The sequence below is a fragment of the Mycobacterium sp. TY814 genome (genome assembly GCF_030755175.1).
Lineage (GTDB): Bacteria > Actinomycetota > Actinomycetes > Mycobacteriales > Mycobacteriaceae > Mycobacterium.
The window spans coordinates 401,939-425,780 of the sequence record NZ_JAUFRY010000002.1; the positions used below are offsets into that span (position 1 = coordinate 401,939).

Genomic DNA, 23,842 nt, shown 5'->3' on the forward strand with positions numbered 1-23,842 from the left:
AGGGTTCGCCCGGGGTGAGCGCAGCGGCTGCCGCCGCGCCACTGCAGCCCCGTTCACTCCCCCGGCCGGGACGTCGCCACTATCGTGGCCGTCATGAATGTGACAACCGGTGCGCAAGCGCCCGACCCGCGTCGCCCGCTCAACGGTCTCTCGGACGTCCGCGCGTTTTTTCACAACAACACCGTGCCGCTGTACTTCATCTCGCCCACGCCGTTCAACCTGCTGGGCGTCGACCGCTGGATCCGAAACTTCTTCTATCTCACCTACTACGACGCTTTCGAGGGCACCCATTCGCGCGTGTTCGTGCCCCGGCGACGAGACCGCCGTGATTTCGACTCCATGGACGAGGTGTGCAGCCACCTGCTGTCCGATCCCGAGACGCTCGACTTCATCGAAGGTAAAGGCCCGGGCGGCAAGTGCTGCTTTGTGATGATGAATGAGGAGATCCAGGCGAAGGCGCGGGCGGCGGGGCTGGAGGTCATGCATCCGCCGATCGAGCTGCGCGAGCGGCTCGGCTCCAAGATCGTTATGACGCGGCTGGCCAACGACGCGGGTATCCCGAGCGTGCCCAACACGATCGGACGGGCCGGCTCCTATGACGAATTGCTGACGCTCGCGCAGAACGCGGGGCTGGGTGATGATCTCGTCATCTCGATCGCGTACGGCAACGCCGGCAGTGGGACGTTCTTCGTGCACGGTCAGCGCGATTGGGACCAGCACGCCGGCGATCTGGTCGGGCAGGAACTGAAAGTCATGAAGCGCATCCGCAATGTCGAGGTGTGCCTCGAGGGTGCGGTAACCCGCCACGGCACCGTGGTCGGGCCTGCGATGACGAGTCTCGTGGGTTATTCGGAGCTGACGCCGAGCCGGGGCAGCTGGTGCGGCAATGACATCTGGCACGAGGTGTTGCCGCCGGCCCAGACCCGCGCCGCGCGTCAGATGGTGACGAAGCTGGGCGACGTCATGCGCCGCGAGGGTTACGTCGGCTATTTCGAAGTGGACCTGCTCCATGACCTCGACTCCGACGAGCTCTACCTCGGCGAGGTGAACCCCCGCCTCAGCGGCGCCAGCCCGATGACAAACCTCACGACTGAGGCTTACGCCGACATGCCGCTGTTCCTCTTTCATCTGCTCGAGTACATGGATGTGGAGTACGAACTCGACATCGACGAGATCAACGCGCGCTGGGAGCGGGGCTATGGCGAAGACGAAGTCTGGGGCCAGGTGATCATCACGGAGACCTCGCCGGAAATCGAGATCTTCACCGCGACGCCGCGGACCGGCGTATGGCGTATTGACGACGACGGTCGCGTCTCCTTCGCGCGAACCGCCAACGACTGGGCCACCCTGCTCGACGGCTCCGAGGCGTTCTACATGCGGGTCGCGGCGCCCGGCGATTTGCGTTCCGAGGGTGCCCAACTCGGCGTGCTCGTCACCCGCGGCCACCTGCAGACCGATGACTATCAGCTGAGCGAGCGCTGCCAGCGCTGGGTCAAAGGAATGAAGGCGAAGTTCACCTCAACGCCCCTGACGCCCGCTGCGCCGATCGTCTCTCGGCTCGTCGCACGAGCGTGAGCGCCCCGCCGGGCATTGCACTGGACAACTGGCTGGCGCCGCCGTACGCGAAGTGGTCGTTCCAGCACGTCGAAGACTTCGTGCCGACCGCGGTCATCTCGCGCGGGACCGGACCGGTGGCTGAGTTGCCCATGGCCGGTGCTCCCTTGTCCGACATCCCGGTGCCCGGCACGGCCGGGGCGGCCACCACCGTCGGCGCGGTGATGGCCGCCACCGCCACCGACGGGTGGGCGGTGGCCTACCGCGGATCCCTGGTAACCGAGGTGTACTTCGACGGCATGCAGGCCCGGACGCGGCACCTGCTGTTCTCGGTGAGTAAATCGCTGGTGGCCGCCGTCCTCGGCGTGCTGCACCAGGCCGGTGCGATCCGGCTCGACGCTCCCGTCACGGAATTCGTTCCCGCTCTGGGGCATTCCGGCTACGCCGGAGCCACCGTGCGCGATCTGCTGGACATGAGGTCCGGTATCGCATTCTCGGAGAACTACGACGACCCGGCCGCCGAGATCCACCTTCTCGACCAGGCGATGGGGTGGGCCCCCAGGAGCCGTCCGGACGCACCCGCCACGCTGCGGGACTTCTTGTTGACCTTGCGCCGGAAAGCGCCCCATGGTGGGCCGTTCGAATACCGTTCGTGCGAAACCGATGTGCTCGGCTGGATCTGCGAGGTCGCCGGCGCTGCGCGGATGCCGGAGCTGATGTCGGAGTTGCTGTGGAGTCACCTGGGTGCTCAACGTGACGCCACCATCGGCGTCGACGCGGCGGGAACGGGGTTTTTCGACGGGGGCGTCAACGCCTGCCTGACCGACATGATCCGGTTCGGGTCGCTGTTTCTGCACGAGGGCGTCTCGTTGACCGGGCGGCAGGTGTTGCCGGCGGCGTGGATCGCCGACACGTTCGAGGGCGGTCCCGATTCCCGGCAGGCGTTCGCCGCGAACCCCGACAACGACGAGATGCCCGGTGGCATGTACCGAAACCAGATGTGGTTTCCCGGTCCGGGCAGCAATGTCGTGCTGTGCCTGGGCATGTGCGGTCAGATGATCTACGTCGACCGCTCGGCGCAGCTGGTGGCCGCCAAATTGTCCACGCAGGCGCATTCGCACGAGCCGCACATGCTGGCCACCCTGCGCGCCTTCGAAGCGGTGGCTCAGCAGCTGAGGTCCATGTAATCAGCTGCCCGGCAACATAATCAGCGCCCAAGAGTGCTGCGCCGGGCCGTCGTCAGAGACAACCGCCGGTCGCCGGTGAAACGCCCTACAATCCGAGGTGACCCGGACCCTATGGTCACGACAATCGCAGTGGCCTAATCACCCGCAGACGAGGCCATGAAAAGCGCTATAACTCAATCTTCGATCGCACGGCACTCCCTTTCGGCAATTCCTCGGAACCGCGGGCTGTGACTGCGTCATGAGATCCGGTTCGCGCGGCCGGAAAGTCCGCGCAGAGTTTTACGTCCGGTTATTTTTAAAGTTCTCGGGCTGGCAAGAAGGGTCCTACCAGGGGATCCACTGACGGGCAACTTGGGCCCAACCTGCGGGACAGGGTTGAATTCCGGGTAAACCATCTCAAGCACCGGAAATTCAACTGCCTCGCAGTCAACAGATTGGAGAATAATGACCACCGCCGCTTGCGATTCCTTTGTCCCGCCGACATTGCCGTTTCAGGAAAGCCTGAGTTTGCGGTTGCCGGACGCAAATTGCAAACTCGTCGTATCGAATCCAGTACTGGACCCTACTTTATGGACTGAGTATCTCGAAGGCGCTATTCGTAGCTATACCAAGCACGGTGTAGAACGTACTTTGAATATCGACGCGATCGCCGATGGCGCTGACACACGGCTGTTTTTCGCGGCGGTCGACAGTGTGGGCGATGTGGTGGGTGGGGCCCGTGTGGTGGGGCCACTCTGGTCGGCTGATGATTCGCATGCTGTGATCGAATGGGAAGGTAGTCCGGGGGCGGTCGCGGTTCGCAAGATGATCGATGACCGGGTCCCGTTCGGCGTCGTCGAGGTGAAGACGGCATGGGCTGACAGTGCGTCTCGTCATCGCGACGCGATTGCGACAGCCCTGGCGCGCACGGCATTGCCGATCATGGCCCTGTTGGGGGTCCAGTTCGTGATGGCGACGGCGGCGGCCCACGTGTTGGACCGCTGGCGTGCCTCGGGGGGAGTGGTGGCAGCGACGATCCCCGCGGTGGCGTACCCGGACGAGCGCTACCGCACCAAGATGATGTGGTGGGACCGCAGCACGATGGCCAACCACGCTGACCCCAAACAACTTTCGAGAATGTACAAGGAGACGGGCGAGCTTATGCGGGACGCGGAGGCGTTGGGCGGCATCGGCATGGCGAGCGCGGGCAGGGGCCGGTGAACAACGCGCTCGACGGTGACACCTGCCAGGCGGTCGTGCTCTGTGAAGGCGATCCCGACGATCGCCCTGTGCTCGATCGGCTCCGGTCCGATCCGGACATCCAGTGGATCGACAGGTTCGACGGACAGCTCGACACCGCGCGACGCTCGCTGCCGCGGACCGAGCCTGACCTGCCGGACCGGTGGTGGGCGTACTACCCGTGGCGGCGCTCGGCGGTCGCCATCCTGGGTCCCGAGGCGTTTCGTGCTGTGCGCCTCGACCGCAACCGGCATCTCATCACCGATGCGGAGCAGCGCACACTGAACGGGCTGCGGGTGGGTGTCGTCGGCGTGAGCGCCGGCCACGCGATCGCCTACACTCTGGCTGCCGAAGGTGCTTGCGGCACACTGCGACTAGCCGATTTCGACGAATTGGAGCTGTCGAATCTGAACCGGGTGCCGGCAACCGTCCTCGACATCGGCCTCAACAAAGCGATCGTCGCCGCCCGGCGGATCGCGGAGTTGGATCCCTATCTGGCAGTGGAGGTCGTTGCGACCGGGCTTTCGGCACAGTCGGTCCAGGATTTCCTCGACGGGCTTGATGTCGTTGTCGAGGAATGTGACTCGCTGGATATGAAAGTGCTGCTGCGGCAGACGGCGCGCGCTCGCGGTATCCCGGTGCTGATGGCGACCACCGACAGGGGCCTGATAGACGTCGAACGCTACGACACCGATCCCCGCAGACCGATTCTGCACGGCCTGCTGGGCGATATCGACGCGGACCGCCTCAGCGGCCTGACGACCCGGGAAAAGGTGCCGTACGTTCTCAACATTCTTGACAGCCAACAGCTTTCCGCGCGCGGTGCGGCCTCGCTGGTCGAGGTCGGCCAGACGCTGTCGGGCTGGCCTCAGCTGGCCGGCGACATCTGGGTGGGAGCGGCCACGGTGACGAGCGCGGTACGGCGAATCGGTCTGGGAGAACCACTCGGTTCCGGCCGGGTGCGGGTGGATGTCAATGCCGCGCTGGATCGCCTCGAGGAACCCGTTGTGGCGGATGCTGTTCCGGCAGTGACACCCGGGTCGGCCACCGCCCCGCAGGCCCGGCAGCCGGTCAGCGAGGTCATAGCCCAGGCGGCCATCTGCGCGCCGTCCGGCGGTAATGCCCAGCCCTGGCATGTTGTGGCTGAACAGGATTCGCTGACCATCCGATTGGCGCCGGAACGCACCTCGATGATGGACATCGCCTTCCGCGGTAGCGCGGTCGCGCTCGGAGCGGCGATGCTCAATGCCCGGATCGCGGCAGCGGCCCACGAAATGCTGGGCCCCGTCGCATTCGACACGACACAGCCCGGCTCACCGTTACAGGCCACGCTGCGGTTCGGCAGCGGCGCCGACCCGGGTCTGGCCGCTCTCTACGAGCCCATGCGGCATCGGGCTACCAACCGGTACCACGGCACCCCCACTCCGATCGATCCGGCCACGGTGAAGCTGCTCGAAGACGCAGCGGAGACTGAAGGCGCCCGACTGCGCCTGTTGTTAACACGCGACGAGATCGACCGGTCCGCAGCCATTCTGGCCGCCGCTGATCGGGTCCGCTATCTCACCCCCAGGCTCCACGAGGAGATGATCTCCGAGCTGCGCTGGCCCGGAGATCCGGCGGCCGAAACCGGCATCGACGTGGCCAGCCTGGAACTCGGCCCCAGCGAGCTGCCGGTTCTGGGGTTGTTGAGCCGCCCGGATGTCGTTGCACGCCTGGCGCAATGGGATGCCGGCACCGCGCTGGGGAACAACATGGCCGAACGGGTCGCCGCGAGTTCGGCGCTCGCCATCGTCTACGTCGAGGGTGCCGAGCTCATCGACTTCGCCCGCGGCGGCTCGGCCATGCAGGCCGTGTGGATCGTCGCCCACCAATGCGGGCTCGCCGTGCAACCGGTATCCCCGGTCTTTCTCTACGGCTGCACAAAAGAGGATCTGCAGAAGGCGTCGCCGCACTTCGGGGCGGAGTTGCACCGGCTGCAGCAGGAGCTGCGCGCCCTGGCCGAACCCGCGCAGGATGAGCACGAAGTGCTGATATTCAGGCTCTTTCACGCCCCGCCGCCGTCAGTGCGCAGCCGCCGGCTCCCGCTCACAACCAACTGAAAGTCGCGAATCTCGAGAAATGCAGGACTACGCCACGCCGCACCGGCTCGACCAGATAGTCACCGCCGTTGCCAACCAACTCATAGCTGCCGACGCCAGCACGTCGGTGGCGGTCAGTCAGCAGGTACTGGCCTACCTGGTCGATCAGCTCGGCGTGGACGTCAGCTTCCTCCGTCACAACGACCACGAGATCGATGCGACGAAACTCGTGGCCGAATGGCCGCCCCGCCACGACATCCCGGATCCCGATCCGCTTGCGGTGATCTACTTCGCCGATGCCGATCCGGTGTTCGCGTTGTGCAAGAACGCCAAGGAGCCACTGGTTGTGCGGCCCGAGCCGGCCTCGGACGACTACCAGCAACGTATCCGGGAAGGCCGCCAGATCATGGCAACGTCGCTGGCTGCCGTGCCACTCATTTCCGCCGACGTCACCACCGGGGTGCTGGGTTTCGTCAAGTACGGCGACCGGGAATGGCAGCAGGCCGAACTCAACGCCCTGATGGCCATTGCCAGTTTGTTTGCCCAGGTGCAGGCCCGGGTGGCCGCCGAGAGGCAGCTCCGTCACCTCGCCGACCACGACGACCTGACCGGCCTGCACAATCGCCGGGCCCTGCTGCGGCATCTCGAGCAGCGGCTGGCGCCGGGTCAGAGTGGCCCGGTGGCCGCGCTGTTCCTGGACCTCGATCGCCTCAAGACCATCAACGATTACCTGGGCCATGCCGCTGGTGATCAGTTCATCGAGGTGTTCGCCCGGCGGCTGCGTTCGGCGTGCCTCAGCGACAGCCTGATCGCCCGACTCGGCGGCGACGAATTCGTCATCGTGCCGCCATCGCCGATGAGCGCCGAGGCCGCCGTGCACTTTGCCGAGCGGCTCAGCGACCAATTCAAGGAACACGTGTCCATCGGGGGCGAGGTGCTCACCCGCACTGTCAGCATCGGCACCGCCTGCGCGACGCCCGGCATCGACACCCCATCGAACCTCATCCGCCGGGCCGATCAGGCCGTCCTGGCGGCCAAGCATGCCGGCGGGGACGGCGTGGCCACCTTCACCGCCGACATGTCGCAACGCAGCGAGCTGCGCAACGACATCGAGCTGCACCTGCGCAGTGGCATCGAATCCGACGCCCTGCGCCTGGTCTACCTGCCCGAAGTGGACCTGCGCACCCGCTCGATCATCGGAGTCGAGGCCCTGGTCCGGTGGCAGCACCCGACCCGTGGACTGCTGCCGCCCGACTTGTTCATTCCCGTCGCCGAATCGGTCAATCTCGCAGGCGAATTGGACCGATGGGTGTTCCGTTCGGCCTGCCGGGAATTCGCGGAGTGGCGAGCCGCCGGGCTGGGTCGTGATCTGGTGCTGCGTATCAACGTCTCGCCCGGCCAGTTGGTGACCGGCGGATTCGTGGAGTTCGTCGCGGACACGATCAGCCGCCACGGCATCGGCGCCTCCTCGGTGTGTCTGGAGATCACCGAGAACGTCATCGTCCAGGACCTTCAGACCGCCCGGGCCACGCTGGCCGGGCTCAAAGACATCGGGGTCCAGATCGCGATTGACGACTTCGGCACCGGCTACAGCGCCATGTCGCTGCTGCAGTCACTTCCGATCGACACGCTCAAGATCGACAGAGGATTCGTGCGCCGGCTGGGAACCGACACCAGCGACCTGGTCATCGTGCGCGGGATCATGGTCCTGGCCCGCGGCTTCAACCTCAACGTGGTGGCCGAAGGCATCGAGACCGAGAATGCCGCGCAGGTGCTGATCGATCACCAGTGCTACCGGGGCCAGGGGTTCCTCTATTCGCCGCCGGTGGCCGGCGGCGTGATGCGGCGCATGCTCTCCGGATAGTCCATTGCGGGACCGGCACGAGGGTTCCTCACCACCCGGCGCCCGGCGTGTTTGACACACGTGCAACGGGGTATTCGCGGTGCCACGGCTGAGGAGGAAGATGGTCACTCGCACTGGCCCGCGACGAGCCGCCCTCGGCTCGCGCACACCGCACACGTCACTGCAGTCACTCTCGTCACTGCAGGTCACAGACGCCCCAGTCGGCGCCCCCGGCACGACTCGAACGTGCGACCTAGGGATTAGAAGGCCCTTGCTCTATCCACCTGAGCTACGGAGGCAATGCGCAGGTCAGTCTATCGAAAGCCGAAAAATCAAGGGGCGCAGGCGACACAACGCGGCCGAAAAGAGTTTCAGTGCGCCGAAAATGGGCTATGGTGTGAGCCTCGACACACGTACAACACCGGCCGGTAATCGGCCGTTAACCGCAGCGTGGCGTGTGCCTGACGTCGAGGGGTGTGCTTAGCAATGTGTATTGCAAGTGTGACCGCGCGGTGCTCGCAAGCGGGTGCCGAGGCGATGCGCCAGGGCGCGCAGCTCGCGGCCGATGCCCGGGGCATCTCCCGGGCCGGAGCCGTGCTGCTCCGTGGTTCGCCTTTCGCCGTCGGCTGGATTGCCGGATGGCTGGCAACCGAGTTCCCGCCGCACGTACTGACCGGGCATGCACTGTCCCGGGTCGCCCCGCCGGCGATCAACCGGGTCGGCACCACCTGGGCCGCGCAGCGCGCGGACCGTGCGCTCACCGCCGCCCTGGAGGATTCGTTCGGGTCGGATTTCCGTGAGCAGGTATTTCACCCGACCACCAACCCGGCGCTGAGCGTGCGCCGCGGCATTCTGCCCAAGCCCAAGCCCGGCCCGCACCGCCGCTACGCGGCCAAGACGTCGGACATCTCGTACGGGCCGGGCGGCACCGAGCATCTGCTCGACATCTGGCGTCGTCCCGACCTTGCCCCGGGTCACCGCGCCCCGGTGTTGATCCAGGTCCCCGGCGGCGCGTGGAGCGTCAACGGCAAGCGCCCGCAGGCGTACACGCTGATGAGCAAAATGGTCGAGCTGGGCTGGATCTGCGTCTCGATCAACTACAGCAAGAGCCCGCGCGCCAAGTTCCCCGCGCACATCATCGACGTGAAGCGCGCGATCGCCTGGGTCCGGGAGAACATCGGCGACTACGGCGGCGACTCCGACTTCATCGCCATCACCGGCGGGTCAGCGGGTGGGCACCTGGCTTCGCTGGCGGCCCTCACCCCGAACGACCCGAGATTCCAGCCCGGGTTCGAACGGGCCGACACCACGGTGCAGGCGGCGGCCCCGTACTACGGCGTCTACGACTTCACCGACTTCGACAACATGCACGAAATGATGATGCCGTTCCTCGAGCACTTCGTCATGAAGACGAGGTTCGCCGACGAGCCCGAACGCTTCACCGCTGCCTCGCCGATCTCCTACGTGCACCGCCAGGCGCCGCCGTTCTTCCTGCTGCACGGCGACCGGGACCAGCTGGCTCCGATCGGCCAGGCCCGCGCCTTCTGCGCGGCGTTGCGGGGAGCCGGCGCCCCCACGGTCGCCTACGCCGAACTCGCCAACGCCCACCACGCCTTCGACATCACGCCGACGGTGCGGTCCCGGCTGGCGGCCGACGCGGTCGCCGACTTCCTCGGTGTCGTGTACGGCCGGCGGGAAAGCGCGCTGATGGGCTCGCTGGCGCTGTCGGCCTCACCCGCCAGCTGAGCATCCCGGCCTGTTTCCACGTTCGGTGAACCCGCGCGTCGGACCTTCTGCGGCTGAGAGCATCCTCACTTTCACCACCGCCTCAACCGGACTAGCGTTGGGTTGGCATTCCGGTGGCGGGGCCTGATAGCAGGAGGTTTGATCAGCGGTGAGAGGGATGACGTGTCGGGTTGCCCGGCTCGCAGGGGGTTGTAGCCGTGGCTGACGCCGTGGGGTTGTCCGACGAACTCGGGCCCGTCGACTACCTGCTGCACCGGGGCGAGGCTAATCCGCGGACGCGCTCGGGGATCATGGCGCTGGAACTGCTCGACACCACGCCGGACTGGAGCCGTTTCCGTTCCCGGTTCGAGAACGCCTCCCGCAAGGTGTTGCGGCTGCGGCAGAAGGTCGTGGTGCCGACACTGCCCACGGCGGCGCCCCGCTGGGTCGTCGATCCCGACTTCAATCTCGACTTCCACGTCCGGCGGGTGCGGGTCGCCGAACCCGGCACGTTGCGTGAGGTGTTCGATCTTGCCGAGGTGATGCTGCAGTCCCCGCTGGACATCTCGCGGCCGCTGTGGACGGCCACCCTGGTCGAAGGATTGGCCGACGGGAAAGCGGCCACGCTGCTGCACCTGAGCCACGCGGTGACCGACGGGGTCGGAAGCGTCGAGATGTTCGCCGAAATCTATGACCTGGAACGGGATCCCGAGCCCAGGCCGCTGCCACCACAACCGATCCCGCAGGATCTTACCCCCAACGACCTGATGCGTCAGGGCATCAACCATCTGCCCATGGCGGTCATCGGCGGTGCGCTGGGTGCGTTGACGGGTGCGGTGTCGGCGGCCGGGAAAGCGGTGCTGGATCCGCTATCCACGGTGTCCGGGATCCTCGGCTACGCCACCTCGGGCGCACGGGTGCTGAACCGGGCCGCCGAACCGTCCCCGCTGCTGCGCCGGCGCAGCCTCACCAGTCGCACCGAAGCGATCGACATCCGGCTTGCCGACCTGCACAAGGCCGCCAAGGCCGGTGGTGGGTCGATCAACGACGCCTACCTGGCCGGCCTGTGCGGGGCGTTGCGGCGCTACCACGTCGCCCTCGGTGTCCCGATCAGCACGCTGCCGATGGCGGTTCCGGTGAACCTGCGCGCCGAAGGCGATGCGGCCGGCGGCAACCAATTCACCGGGGTCAACCTCGCCGCACCGGTCGGCACGGTCGACCCGGTCGCCCGGATCAAGAAGATCCGTGCGCAGATGACCCAACGCCGGGAAGAGCCGGCGATGAACATCATCGGGTCCATGGCGCCGGTGCTCAGTGTGCTGCCGACCGCGGTGCTGGAGGGCATCAGCAGTTCGGTGATCGGAAACGACGTGCAGGCCAGCAACGTCCCGGTCTACCCCGGCGACACCTACATCGCCGGCGCAAAGATCATGCGGCAGTACGGTATTGGCCCGTTGCCGGGTGTCGCCATGATGGTCGTGCTGATTTCCCGGGGAGGGTGGTGCACCATCACCGTGCGCTACGACAGAGCAGCGGTTCAGAAGGACGATCTGTGGGCCCAGTGCCTGCTGGAGGCGTTCGACGAGATCCTCGCGCTGGCCGGCGATCCGCCGCCACACGCGGTGGCGGCCTCGTTCGAACCCAAGCAGGTCACCTCGGCGCGATCGGTGTCGGGCTCGTGAGCGCCGCCGACGACAAAGATGCCGTGACGCCGGCCAAGGATCTGCGGCTGCCCGGTTCGGTCGCCGAGATCATGGCCAGCCCGCCAGGCCCGAAGGTCGGTGCGTTCTTCGACCTGGACGGAACACTGGTGGCCGGCTTCACGGCGGTCATCCTCACCCAGGAGCGGTTGCGTCGCCGCGACATGGGCGTGGGGGAGTTGCTCAGCATGATCCAGGGTGCGCTCAACCACACCCTGGGACGCATCGAGTTCGAGGATCTGATCACCAAGGCGTCCATGGCGCTGGCCGGACGGCTGCTGGACGACCTCGACGAGATCGGGGAGCGGCTGTTCAATCAGCGGATCGAGTCCCGCATCTACCCGGAGATGCGGGAGCTGGTGCGTGCGCACGTGGCGCGCGGCCACACCGTGGTGCTCAGCTCGTCGGCGCTGACCATCCAGGTCAACCCGGTGGCCCGATTTCTCGGCATCTCCAACACGCTGACCAACAAGTTCGAGACGAACGAGGACGGACTGCTCACCGGCGGCGTGATCAAGCCGATCCTGTGGGGGCCCGGCAAAGCCGCTGCGGTGCAACGCTTTGCGGCCGAGCACGACATCGACTTGAAGGACAGTTATTTCTACGCCGACGGCGACGAGGACGTCGCGCTGATGTATCTGGTCGGCAATCCCCGCCCGACCAACCCTGAGGGCAAGATGGCCGCCGTGGCCAAGCGCCGCGGCTGGCCCATCCTGAAATTCGACAGCCGCGGCGGGGTGGGGTTGCGCCGTCAGATCCGCACGCTGGCCGGATTCGGGTCGATGGTTCCGGTGGCGGCCGGTGCGGTGGGGCTGGGTCTGCTGACCCGCAACCGGCGGCGCGGCGTGAACTTCTTCACGTCGAACTTCTCGTCGTTGTTGCTGGCGACCTGCGGGGTGCACCTCAACGTCATCGGCGAGGAGAACCTGACCGCCCAGCGCCCTGCGGTCTTTATCTTCAATCACCGCAACCAGGTTGACCCGATCATCTCCGGTGCGCTGGTGAAGGACAACTGGGTCGGCGTGGGCAAGAAGGAACTGCAGCGCGACCCGATCATGGGCACGATGGGCAAGTTGCTCGACGGGGTGTTCATCGACCGCGACGACCCGGACTCCGCGGTGGAGATGCTGCGCACCGTCGAAGACCGCGCCCGCAACGGCCTGTCCATCGTCATCGCGCCCGAAGGCACCCGGCTGGACACCACCGAGGTCGGCCCGTTCAAGAAAGGGCCGTTCCGGATCGCGATGTCGGTGGGAATTCCCATCGTCCCCATCGTGATCCGCAATGCCGAGATCATCGCGTCGCGCAACTCCACCACGCTGAACCCCGGCACCGTCGATGTCGCGGTGTTCCCGCCGATTTCGGTCGAGGACTGGACCTTGGACACCTTGTCCGACCGGATCGCCGAGGTCCGTCAGCTCTACCTCGACACCTTGGCGGACTGGCCGTACGACGGGCTGCCCGAGGTGGATCTGTCCGCGAAGAAGCGCGCGGCCGCCGCCGTCGAAAAGGCGCCCGCGAAGAAGGCTGCCGCGAAGAAGGCTGCCGCCAAGAAGGCGCCGGCCAAGAAGGGCGCCGCGAAAAAGGCTGCGGCGAAAGAGGTTCCGGCCAAGAAGGCCGCCGCGAAGAAGGCCGCCGCGAAGAAGGCTGCGCCGAAGAAGGCTGCGCCGAAGAAGGCTGCCGCGCAGCTGCCGCCCGAGCCGACGCCGGATGCCACGCCGCACGAATCGAGCGTCGACCCGATATCCGTGTCCGAGAAGCGTCAGGGGGTTTCGGAACAGCCCGACTCCTCGGCTCCTGCGCCCTGAGGCCAGCCGTGACCAAACCGGCCGCCGACACCAGTGCAGTCCTGACTGCCGATGATTCGCTGGTGCTCGCGTCCATGGACACTCCCGTGGAGATGGAGCTGATCATGGACTGGCTGGGCGAGCAGCGGGCCCGCCTGCCGCAGAACAGATTCGACGTGCTGAAGCTGCCGCCGCGCAACGCGCCACCGGGCGCGTTGACCGCGCTGGTCGAGAAGCTCGAATCCGCCGACGACCGGTCGGTCGTGCCGGTGCGTGTCTTCTGGTTGCCCGCTGCCGACCGTGGCAAGGTGGCCAAGGTCACCGCGCTGCTTCCGGGCCGGGATCCTTACCACCCCAACCAGCGTCAGCAACGTCGCATTCTGCGCACCGAGCCGTGGCGAGCCCGGGTGGTGGCCGGCGAGTCGGCCAGCGTCTCCGAACTCCGCCGGCAATGGCGCGACACCACCGTCGGCGAGAACATCCAGGACTTCGCCCAGTTCGTCACCCGGCGGGCGCTGCTGGCGCTGGCGCGCGCGGAGTACCGGATTCTGGGGCCTCAGTACAAATCACCGCGCCTGGTCAAACCGGAGATGTTGGCCTCGGCGCGATTCCGTGCCGGCCTGGAGAAAATTCCCGGTGCCACGGTCGACGAAGCCGGACGCATGCTCGACGAACTGGCGACCGGGTGGAGCCAGGCGTCGGTCGACGTGATCTCGGTGCTGGGCAAGATGCTCAGCCGCGGGTTCGATCCGGACTTCGACTACGACGAATATCAGGTCGCCGCCATGCGCGCCGCGCTGGAAGCCCACCCGGCGGTGTTGCTGTTCTCGCACCGGTCCTACATCGACGGCGCCGTGGTCCCGGTTGCCATGCAGGACAACCGGTTACCACCGGTGCACATGTTCGGCGGCATCAACCTGTCGTTCGGCGTGATGGGGCCGCTCATGCGCCGCTCCGGGACGATATTCATCCGCCGCAACATCGGCGACAACCCGCTGTACAAGTACGTGCTCAAGGAGTACGTCGGCTACATCGTCGAGAAGCGCTTCAATCTGAGCTGGTCCATCGAAGGCACCCGCTCGCGGACCGGAAAGATGTTGCCGCCCAAGCTCGGTCTGATGAGCTACGTCGCCGACGCCTACCTGGACGGTCGCAGCGAAGACATTCTGCTGCAGGGGGTGTCGATCTGTTTCGACCAGCTGCACGAGATCGCCGAGTACGCGGCCTACGCGCAGGGCGCCGAGAAGACGCCGGAGGGCTTCAGCTGGCTCTACAACTTCATCAAGGCCCAGGGTGAGCGCAACTACGGCAAGATCTATGTCCGCTTCCCCGAAGCGGTGTCGATGCGGCAGTACCTGGGTCCGCCCAATGGGGCGCTGGCGCGCGACCCGGCAGCCAAACGTCTTGCGCTGCAGAAGATGTCGTTCGAGGTGGCCTGGCGGATCCTGCAGTCCACGCCGGTAACCGCGACCGGGCTGGTGTCCGCGTTGCTGCTCACCACCCGCGGGATGGCGTTGACGCTCGATCAGTTGCACCACACGCTGCAGGACTCGCTGGACTACCTCGACCGCAAACACACCCCGGTGTCGACCAGTGCGCTGCGGTTGCGGTCGCGTGAGGGCGTCCGCGCGGCGGTGGACGCCCTGTCCAACGGGCACCCGGTGACGCGGGTGGACAGCGGCCGGCAACCGGTGTGGTACATCGCGCCGGCGGATGAGCACGCCGCGGCCTTCTACCGCAACTCGGTGATCCACGCGTTCCTGGAGACCTCGATCGTGGAACTGGCTCTGGCGCATGCCCGTAACGCCACCGGAGACCGGGTCGGCGCCTTCTGGGCTCACGCGATGCGGCTGCGCGATCTGCTGAAGTTCGATTTCTACTTCGCCGACTCGGCGGCCTTCCGCGACAACATCGCCGAAGAGATGGCCTGGCACGACGATTGGGAAGCCCAACTCGCCGCCGGGGGAGACGCCGTCGAGAAGATGCTCTACGCGAAGCGACCGTTGATGTCGGACGCGATGCTGCGGGTGTTCTTCGAGGCCTACGAGATCGTCGCCGACGTATTGCGCGATGCCCCACCGGACATCAATCAGAAAGAGCTCACGGATCTGGCACTGGGGGTGGGGCGGCAGTACGTCGCCCAGGGCCGCGTGCGCAGCAGTGAATCGGTGTCGACGCTGCTGTTCGCGACCGCCCGCCAGGTCGTCGCGGACCAGGATCTGATCGCGCCGGGGCCCGATCTGGGCGAGCGCCGGGTGGCTTTCCGCCAAGAGCTGCGCAACATTCTGCGGGACTTCGCCTATGTGGAGCAGATCGCCCGCAACCAATTCGTCGAGCGAGAGTTCAAGATGCGGCAGCGCCGCTCGGAAGAACAGCGCGACGGCTAGCCCCGGGGGTTGTGCACAGTCGCGGGTTTGTCCACACCTGCCCCGATCAGCCCGGCCGGCCGGCCGGATCCGTCGGTGCCGGCGGGCTCAATGGGTTCAACACCAGCACCACGAGAAAGTTGAGCCCAATGTTCGAAACATGGATGACCGTTGTCGGCCACATCGTCACCGACCCCCAGCGCCGCCGCGTGGGCAACGAGGAGCTGATCAAGTTCCGGGTAGCCAGCAACTCGCGCCGACGGACCGGTGACGGCGACTGGGAGCCGGGCAACTCGCTGTTCATCACCGTCAACTGCTGGGGCCGGCTGGTGACCGGGGTGGGTGCCGCGTTGAGCAAGGGCGCGCCCGTGATCGCGGTGGGTCACGTCTACACCAGCGAGTACGAGGACCGCGACGGCAACCGGCGGTCGTCGACGGAGATGCGGGCGACCGCGGTCGGGCCGGACCTGGCACGCGCGATCGTGCGCATCGAGCGGCCGCGCTACACCGGTCCTGATCCGGTGGAAGCGCCCGCCTCCGAGGGTGCCGGCGTGGTTGCCGAAGCGGCCGACGGGGCAGTCCCGGCCAGCGCCGACGAGACCGGGCCGCTGCCACTGTCGGCTTAGCGGTTCGGCGCGGTGCATAGGATGGTCCGCGGATATCCAAAGACCAGAAAGGCAATACCGCGGCATGGCTGAGTTCATCTACACGATGAAGAAGGTCCGCAAGGCGCACGGCGACAAGGTGATTCTCGACGATGTGACGTTGAGCTTCTACCCGGGCGCCAAGATCGGCGTCGTCGGCCCCAACGGGGCGGGCAAGTCGAGCGTCTTGCGGATCATGGCCGGACTGGACAAGCCGAACAACGGCGACGCTTTTCTGGCTACCGGTGCGACGGTCGGCATCCTGCAGCAGGAGCCACCGCTCAACGAGGAGAAGACGGTCCGCGGCAACGTGGAGGAGGGCCTGGGCGAGATCAAGGTGAAGCTCGATCGCTTCAACGAGGTCGCCGAGCTGATGGCCACCGACTACTCCGACGAGCTGATGGAGGAGATGGGCAGGCTGCAGGAGGACCTGGATCACGCCGACGCGTGGGACCTGGACTCGCAGCTGGAGCAGGCCATGGACGCGCTGCGCTGCCCGCCGCCGGACGAGCCGGTCACCAACCTCTCCGGTGGCGAGCGTCGCCGGGTGGCGTTGTGCAAGCTGCTGCTGTCCAAGCCCGACCTGCTGCTGCTCGACGAGCCGACCAACCACCTGGACGCGGAGAGCGTGCAGTGGCTCGAGCAGCACCTGGCCAGCTACGCGGGAGCGATCCTGGCGGTCACCCACGACCGGTACTTCCTGGACAACGTGGCCGAATGGATCCTCGAACTCGACCGCGGCCGCGCCTACCCGTACGAGGGCAACTACTCAACCTACCTGGAGAAGAAGGCCGACCGCATCGCGGTGCAGGGCCGCAAGGACGCCAAGCTGCAGAAGCGCTTGCAGGAAGAGTTGGCCTGGGTACGATCCGGCGCCAAGGCCCGCCAGGCCAAGAGCAAGGCGCGCCTGCAGCGCTACGAGGAGATGGCAGCCGAGGCCGAGAAGTCACGCAAGCTCGACTTCGAAGAGATTCAGATCCCCGTCGGGCCCCGGCTGGGCTCGGTGGTGGTCGAAGTCGAGCATCTCGACAAGGGCTTCGAGGGCCGGACTCTGATCAAGGACCTGTCCTTCACCCTGCCCCGCAACGGCATCGTCGGCGTCATCGGCCCCAACGGCGTCGGTAAGACCACGCTGTTCAAGACCATCGTCGGCCTTGAGCAACCCGACAGCGGCACCGTCAAGGTCGGCGACACCGTCAAGCTGAGCTACGTCGACCAGACCCGTGCCGGTATCGATCCCAAGAAGACGGTGTGGCAGGTCGTCTCGGACGGACTGGACTACATCCAGGTCGGCCAGACCGAAGTGCCGTCGCGCGCCTACGTGTCGGCCTTCGGATTCAAGGGACCCGACCAGCAGAAGCCGGCGGGCGTGCTGTCCGGTGGCGAGCGCAACCGGCTGAACCTGGCACTCACGCTCAAGCAGGGCGGCAACCTGATCCTGCTCGACGAACCGACCAACGACCTGGACGTCGAGACGCTGAGCTCGCTGGAGAACGCGCTGGTCAACTTCCCCGGATGTGCGGTGGTGATCTCCCACGACCGGTGGTTCCTGGACCGGACCTGCACCCACATCCTGGCGTGGGAAGGCGACACGGACAACGAAGCCAAATGGTTCTGGTTCGAGGGCAACTTCGGCGCCTACGAGGAGAACAAGGTGGAACGTCTCGGTGCCGAAGCCGCGCGTCCGCACAGGGTGACGCACCGCAGGCTGACACGGGACTAATGTCAGTCTCGCCACGGCCGTGCGGGCGTGGGCAGGTGAGCATCACCCGCGACGATGCGGACGGTAGAAACCGCTGAGGAGTGGGGCATCGACCGAGCGGTATCCGTCGCGAGTGGGGAGCAATCGGAATGACGATCGATCCCGGGGCCAAAGAAGACGTCGCGGCGTGGACCACGTTCACGCAGAGCGCCGAGATCCCTGACTGGGTGTCGAAGGCCTACCGAGAGAGCTATCGGGGACCTCGCGACGACGCACCCCATACCGCGAGCGGATCGGATCCGGTCGTCACCGCGAGCGTGGTGGATGCGCACTGCCGCCTCGCTCAGCATCGCCCGGCCGGTGAGAGCGCGGTGGCCGTCTACCTGGCCGACGACGACGCCGGCTTCGGCCCGGCGCTGCAGGTCGTCACCGACCAGGGCAGCATGCTGATGGACTCGGTCACCGTGCTGCTGCACCGCCTCGGCCTGGGCTACACGGCGATCATGACGCCGGTGTTCGAGGTGCGCCGCGATGCGTCGGGGGAGCTGCAGCGGGTAGAACCGAAAGCCGACGACTCATCGCCCTACGTCGGCGAAGCCTGGATTCACGTTCAACTGTCCGCATCGGTCGACCGCAAGGTTCTCGCCGAGGTGGAAAGGCTGCTGCCCAAGGTCCTGGCTGACGTGCAGCGCGTCGCCAGCGATGCGACCGCCATGATCTCGACCCTGGGCGAGGTGGCCGCGGCCGTCGACGACGACCCCGAAGGCCGCTACGAAGCGCCCGACCGTCAAGAGGTCGCGGCGCTGCTGCGCTGGCTGAACAAGGGCAATTTCCTGCTGCTGGGCTACCAGCGCACCAGGGTGCAGGACGGTCTGGTGGTCGGTGACGGGTCCAGTGGCCTCGGCGTGCTGCGGGCCCGATCGGGCACCCGGCCCCGGCTCACCGACGAGTCCAAGCTGCTGGTGTTGGCGCAGGCCGCCGTGGGCAGCTATCTGCGCTACGGCGCCTACCCCTATGCCATCGCGATCCGCGAGTACGCCGGGGGCGGTGAGGTCTACGAGCACCGCTTCGTCGGCCTGTTCACCGTCGCGGCCATGAACGCCGACGTGCTGGAGATTCCCACCATCTCCCACCGGGTGCGCGACGCGCTCACCCTGGCCGGCAGCGACCCGAGCCACCCGGGCCAGTTGCTGCTCGACGTCATCCAGACCGTGCCACGCCCGGAGTTGTTCACCCTTACTGCTGAGCAGCTGCTGTCCATGGCAAAGGCCGTCGTGGACATGGGCTCGCAGCGGCGCGCGTTGCTGTTCCTGCGCGCCGACCGGCTGCAGTTCTTCGTGTCCTGCCTGGTCTATCTGCCCCGCGACCGCTACACCACCCCGGTGCGCCTGCAGATCGAGGACATCCTGGTCCGCGAGTTCGGGGGCACCCGGCTGGAGTTCACCGCGCGGGTCAGTGAATCCCCGTGGGCATTGATGCATTTCATGGTCCGGCTGCCGGAGGACTCGCAGCCGGGCTCGGTGGACGTTTCCGAAGCGAACCGCAACCGCATCCAGGCGCTGCTCAGCGAAGCCGCCCGGACGTGGGCCGACCGATTGACCGCCGCCGCCCCGACCGCCGCGGTCACCTACGCCGACGCCGAGCACTACGCCACCGCCTTCTCCGAGGCGTACAAGCAGGCCGTCACCCCCGCCGAGGCGATCAAGGACATCGCCGTCATCAAGGAACTCAGCGACGATTCGGTCAAGCTGGTGTTCTCCGAAGGTGACGAGCATGGACTCGCTCAGCTCACCTGGTTCCTCGGGGGGCGCACCGCGTCCCTGAGCCAGCTGCTGCCCATGTTGCAGAGCATGGGCGTCGTCGTGCTCGAAGAGCGACCGTTCACCGTCACCCGGCCCGACGGATTGCCGGTGTGGATCTACCAGTTCAAGATCCAGCCGCACCCGACCATCCCGCAGGCGTCGACCGACGAGGAACGCCAGGCGGGCGCACACCGCTTCGCCGATGCCGTCACCGCGATCTGGCAGGGCCGCGTCGAGATCGACAGCTTCAACGAACTCGTCATGCGCGCCGGACTGACCTGGCAGCAGGTGGTACTGCTGCGTGCCTACGCGAAGTATCTGCGGCAGGCGAACTTCCCGTACAGCCAGTCCTACATCGAGTCGGTGCTCAACGAGCATCCTTCGACGGCCCGGTCACTGGTCGCGCTGTTCGAAGCGCTGTTCCACCCGAAACCGGCCAACAGCGGCCGGGACGCGCAAGCGGCCGCAGCCGCCGTGGCCGCCGACATCGACGCCCTGGTCAGCCTGGACACCGACCGCATCCTGCGCGCCTTCGCCTCGCTCGTGCAGGCCACCCTGCGCACGAACTACTTCGTGACCCGCGAAGGTTCGGCCCGCAGCCGCGACGTGCTGTCGGTCAAGCTCAATGCCCAGCTGATCGACGAGTTGCCGCTGCCGCGCCCGAAGTTCGAGATTTGGATCTACTCGCCCCGCGTCGAAGGCGTGCACCTGCGCTTCGGCCCGGTCGCCCGCGGCGGCCTGCGCTGGTCGGACCGCCGCGACGACTTCCGCACCGAGATCCTGGGACTGGTCAAGGCGCAGGCGGTGAAGAATGCGGTCATCGTCCCGGTCGGGGCCAAGGGCGGCTTCGTCGTCAAGCGACCGCCGCTGCCCACCGGTGACGCCGCCGCCGACCGCGACGCCGCCCGCTCCGAAGGCGTCGCCTGCTACCAGCTGTTCATCTCGGGACTGCTCGACGTGACCGACAACGTCGACCACGCCACCAAAGCCGTCTACCCGCCACCGCAGGTGGTGCGCCGCGACGGCGACGACGCCTACCTCGTGGTGGCGGCCGACAAGGGCACCGCCACGTTCTCCGACATCGCCAACGAGGTCGCCAAGTCCTACGGCTTCTGGCTCGGCGACGCGTTCGCTTCCGGGGGGTCGGTCGGTTACGACCACAAGGCCATGGGCATCACCGCGAAGGGGGCGTGGGAGGCGGTCAAGCGGCACTTCCGGGAGATCGGCGTCGACACCCAGACCGAGGACTTCACCGTCGTCGGCGTCGGCGACATGAGTGGCGACGTCTTCGGCAACGGCATGCTGCTGAGCAAGCACATCAGGCTCGTCGCCGCCTTCGACCATCGGCACATCTTCCTGGACCCCAACCCCGACTCGGCGACGTCCTGGGTTGAACGGGAGCGCATGTTCAACCTGCCCCGTTCCAGCTGGGAGGACTACGACAAGTCGCTGATCAGCGAGGGCGGCGGCGTCTACAGCCGCGACCAGAAGGCGATCCCGATCAGCACGCAGGTGCGCGACGCGCTCGGTATCGACGGTGACGTCACCGAGATGGCGCCGCCCAACCTGATGCGGGCGATCCTGCAGGCCCCGGTGGACCTGCTGTTCAACGGCGGAATCGGCACCTACATCAAAGCCGAATCCGAGTCCGACGCCGACGTGGGCGACCGCGCCAACGACCCGGTGCGGGTGAACGGGCACCAGGTGCGCGCCAAGGTGATCGGCGAGGGCGGCAACCTGGGCGTGACGGCCCGGGGCCGGGTGGAGTTCGACCTCGCCGGCGGCCGGATCAACACCGACGCGATGGACAACTCCGCCGGGGTGGACTGCTCCGACCACGAGGTCAACATCAAGATCCTGATCGACTCGCTGGTCACCTCCGGCAAGGTCCAGCCCGAGGAGCGCACCGCGCTGCTCGAGTCCATGACCGACGAGGTCGGCAGGCTGGTGCTCAAAGACAATGAGGACCAGAACGACCTGATGGGCACCAGCCGGGCCAACGCGGCCAGCCTGCTCCCGGTGCACGCCGACCAGATCAAGTACCTGGTGGCCGAGCGCGGCGTCAACCGCGAGCTGGAGGCGCTGCCCTCGGAGAAGGAGATCGCCCGGCGCACCGAGGCGGGCCTGGGACTCACCTCACCCGAGCTGGCGACGCTGATGGCGCACGTCAAGCTGGCGCTCAAAGAGGACCTGCTCAACACCGAGCTGCCCGACCAGGACGTGTTCGCGTCCAGGCTGCCGGCGTACTTTCCCAAGCCGTTGCGGGAGCGGTTCACCCCGGAGATCCGGTCGCACCAGCTGCGCCGCGAGATCGTCACCACCATGCTGATCAACGACATGGTCGACACGGCCGGCATCAGTTACGCCTTCCGGCTGGCCGAAGACGTCGGCGTCCCGCAGATCCATGCCGTGCGTACGTTCGCCGCCACCGACGCCATCTTCGGCATCGACCACATCTGGCACCGCATTCGTGCCGCCAATCTGCCGGTCGCCCTCTCGGACCGGCTGACCCTGGACACCCGCCGGCTCATCGACCGGGCCGGGCGCTGGCTGCTCAACTACCGCCCGCAGCCGCTGGCCGTCGGCGCCGAGATCAACCGGTTCGCGGCCAAGGTGAAAGCTCTGACGCCGCGGATGTCGGAGTGGCTGCGCGGAGACGACAAGGCCATCGTCGAGAAGGAGGCCGCGGAGTTCACCGCGCAGGGCGCGCCGCCGGATCTGGCCTACCGCGTGGCGGCTGGGCTGTACCGGTACAGCCTGCTCGACATCATCGATATCGCCGACATCACCGAGATCGAGACCGCCGAGGTGGCCGACACCTACTTCGCGTTGATGGACCGACTGGGCACCGACTCGCTGCTGACGGCGGTGTCGGAGCTGCCGCGCACCGACCGGTGGCATTCGCTGGCGCGGTTGGCGATTCGCGACGACATCTATGCGTCCGTGCGGTCGTTGTGCTTCGACGTGCTCGCGGCGGGAGAACCTGACGAAAGTGGTGAGCAGAAGATTGCCGAGTGGGAACACATCAGCGCGTCCCGGGTGGAGCGCGCGCGCCGGACGCTCAACGAGATCCGGGAAAGCGGCGCAACAGATCTCGCGACGCTGTCGGTGGCGGCCCGGCAGATCCGCCGCATGACACGCACCAGCGGACGGGCGTCCTCGGGATGAGCGTCGGATACGTCGCGGCCGTCCCGGTGCGGTGGTCGGACATCGACATGTATCAGCACGTCAACCACGCGACCATGGTCACCATCCTGGAGGAGTCGCGCGTCCCGTTCCTCAGGGAACCGTTCGGTGCCGACATCACCACCATCGGCCTGTTGATCGCCGACGTCCGGGTGACTTACAAAGATCAACTGCGCCTGGTGGATTCGCCGCTGCAGGTGACGATCTGGACCAAACGGTTGCGGGCGGTCGACTTCACCCTGGGCTACGAGGTGCGTTCGGTCAGCGCCGACCCGGAGTCCAAGCCGGCCGTCATCGCCGAGTCGCAGCTGGCCGCGGTACACATCGAGGAACAGCGGCTGGTGCGCTTGTCGCCTCATCATCGGGAGTATCTACAACGGTGGATTCGGTAGCTGAGCGCGGACTGTTGCTGGCCGACCCGCGCCACCGCGCGGACCTGGCGGCCTTTGTCGACCACGCGGTGCGGCTCGACGAAGCCGCGGTCATCCGCATCCGTGCCAGGTCTTCGGGATTGCTGACGGCCTGGGTGGCAACGGGTTTCGACGTATTAGCCAGTCGCGTGGTGGTCGGCAGGGTCAAACCCGGCGACATGTCGGTGGCGGCGGACGCGTTGGCGCGGGGGCTCGCAGCCGCTTCCGGCGACGGGTACGTCGACCCGGGATTCCCGATGGATTCGGCGTGGCGGGGCGGCCTGCCGCCGGAATCCGGCTTCACCCACCTCGACGACATCCCCGCGAAGCTGATCCTGGACCTGTCCCAGCAGGGCGCGGATCTGGCCCGGGAACACGGTGGGGCCCACGGGCCACCGGTGTCGTTGCTGGACCAGGAGGTCGTCGAGGTCAGCTCCGGCGACAAGGTGGTAGGCGTGCCGATGCGTTGCGTATTCGCCTTGACGGCAATGGGTTTCCTGCCCCCATCGGCTGACGCCATGACTGACGACGAGATCATCCGGGTCCGGATCTCACCGTCCTGGCTGCGCATCGACGCCCGGTTCGGATCGGTGTACCGTCAGCGCACTCATGCGGCACTGCTGGTGCACTGACCTGTTGA

Annotated in this window: 14 protein-coding genes and 1 tRNA gene; 14 read left to right on the forward strand and 1 reads right to left on the reverse strand. The window is 66.8% G+C overall.

Annotated elements, in window-relative coordinates; translation table 11 throughout:
• The first annotated feature begins 93 nt into the window (after positions 1 to 93).
• The 5 genes from QXH22_RS15630 (at position 94) to QXH22_RS15650 (ending at position 7,901) form a co-directional block, all read left to right on the forward strand.
• Entirely contained in the window at positions 94 to 1,575 is a 1,482-nt protein-coding gene (locus tag QXH22_RS15630) for a biotin carboxylase (RefSeq protein ID WP_306244671.1), read from the forward strand.
• Positions 1,572 to 2,741, forward strand: coding sequence for a serine hydrolase (locus tag QXH22_RS15635; protein WP_306276236.1), 1,170 nt, complete (start codon positions 1,572 to 1,574; stop codon positions 2,739 to 2,741). The genes QXH22_RS15630 and QXH22_RS15635 overlap by 4 nt, the downstream gene beginning before the upstream one ends.
• Positions 2,742 to 3,185: 444 nt before the next feature.
• Positions 3,186 to 3,941: a hypothetical protein gene (locus QXH22_RS15640; protein ID WP_306276237.1), complete on the forward strand. Its 756-nt coding sequence runs from the start codon at positions 3,186 to 3,188 to the stop codon at positions 3,939 to 3,941.
• Positions 3,938 to 6,058, forward strand: coding sequence for an Rv1355c family protein (locus QXH22_RS15645; RefSeq protein ID WP_306244668.1), 2,121 nt, complete (start codon positions 3,938 to 3,940; stop codon positions 6,056 to 6,058). Before QXH22_RS15640 ends, QXH22_RS15645 begins: the two co-directional genes overlap by 4 nt.
• 19 nt (positions 6,059 to 6,077) lie before the next feature.
• Entirely contained in the window at positions 6,078 to 7,901 is a 1,824-nt protein-coding gene (locus tag QXH22_RS15650; RefSeq protein ID WP_306276238.1) for a bifunctional diguanylate cyclase/phosphodiesterase, read from the forward strand.
• Between the two features lie 204 nt (positions 7,902 to 8,105).
• Here the strand turns inward: QXH22_RS15650 and QXH22_RS15655 are convergent.
• Positions 8,106 to 8,179 (reverse strand) — tRNA-Arg (locus tag QXH22_RS15655).
• Between the two features lie 187 nt (positions 8,180 to 8,366).
• On the opposite strand from QXH22_RS15655, the gene QXH22_RS15660 reads away from it, so the two are divergent.
• From QXH22_RS15660 to QXH22_RS15700, 9 genes are all read left to right on the forward strand, one after another.
• A complete protein-coding gene (locus QXH22_RS15660; protein WP_306244666.1) occupies positions 8,367 to 9,626 on the forward strand; it encodes an alpha/beta hydrolase in 1,260 nt (419 codons plus the stop codon).
• A gap of 197 nt (positions 9,627 to 9,823) precedes the next feature.
• Positions 9,824 to 11,287 carry a wax ester/triacylglycerol synthase family O-acyltransferase gene (locus QXH22_RS15665; RefSeq protein ID WP_306276239.1) on the forward strand — a complete coding sequence of 488 codons (1,464 nt, stop codon included), beginning with the start codon at positions 9,824 to 9,826 and terminating at the stop codon, positions 11,285 to 11,287.
• Positions 11,284 to 13,113, forward strand: a complete 1,830-nt coding sequence (locus tag QXH22_RS15670; protein ID WP_306276240.1) for an HAD-IB family hydrolase/lysophospholipid acyltransferase family protein — start codon at positions 11,284 to 11,286, stop codon at positions 13,111 to 13,113. The genes QXH22_RS15665 and QXH22_RS15670 overlap by 4 nt, the downstream gene beginning before the upstream one ends.
• An 8-nt stretch (positions 13,114 to 13,121) precedes the next feature.
• Positions 13,122 to 15,479 (forward strand): glycerol-3-phosphate 1-O-acyltransferase, encoded by a 2,358-nt coding sequence (locus tag QXH22_RS15675; protein WP_306276241.1) that lies wholly within the window; start codon positions 13,122 to 13,124, stop codon positions 15,477 to 15,479.
• A gap of 128 nt (positions 15,480 to 15,607) precedes the next feature.
• Positions 15,608 to 16,084, forward strand: a complete 477-nt coding sequence (locus QXH22_RS15680; RefSeq protein ID WP_306276242.1) for a single-stranded DNA-binding protein — start codon at positions 15,608 to 15,610, stop codon at positions 16,082 to 16,084.
• A gap of 64 nt (positions 16,085 to 16,148) precedes the next feature.
• Positions 16,149 to 17,825 (forward strand): energy-dependent translational throttle protein EttA, encoded by a 1,677-nt coding sequence (gene ettA / locus QXH22_RS15685; protein ID WP_306244661.1) that lies wholly within the window; start codon positions 16,149 to 16,151, stop codon positions 17,823 to 17,825.
• A gap of 128 nt (positions 17,826 to 17,953) precedes the next feature.
• On the forward strand, positions 17,954 to 22,774 hold the full coding sequence (locus tag QXH22_RS15690; protein WP_306276244.1) for an NAD-glutamate dehydrogenase: 4,821 nt from the start codon (positions 17,954 to 17,956) through the stop codon (positions 22,772 to 22,774).
• Positions 22,771 to 23,184, forward strand: coding sequence for a thioesterase family protein (locus tag QXH22_RS15695; protein WP_306244659.1), 414 nt, complete (start codon positions 22,771 to 22,773; stop codon positions 23,182 to 23,184). The genes QXH22_RS15690 and QXH22_RS15695 overlap by 4 nt, the downstream gene beginning before the upstream one ends.
• A complete protein-coding gene (locus QXH22_RS15700) occupies positions 23,172 to 23,834 on the forward strand; it encodes a hypothetical protein (protein ID WP_306276246.1) in 663 nt (220 codons plus the stop codon). The genes QXH22_RS15695 and QXH22_RS15700 overlap by 13 nt, the downstream gene beginning before the upstream one ends.
• The last annotated feature ends 8 nt before the right edge of the window (positions 23,835 to 23,842 follow it).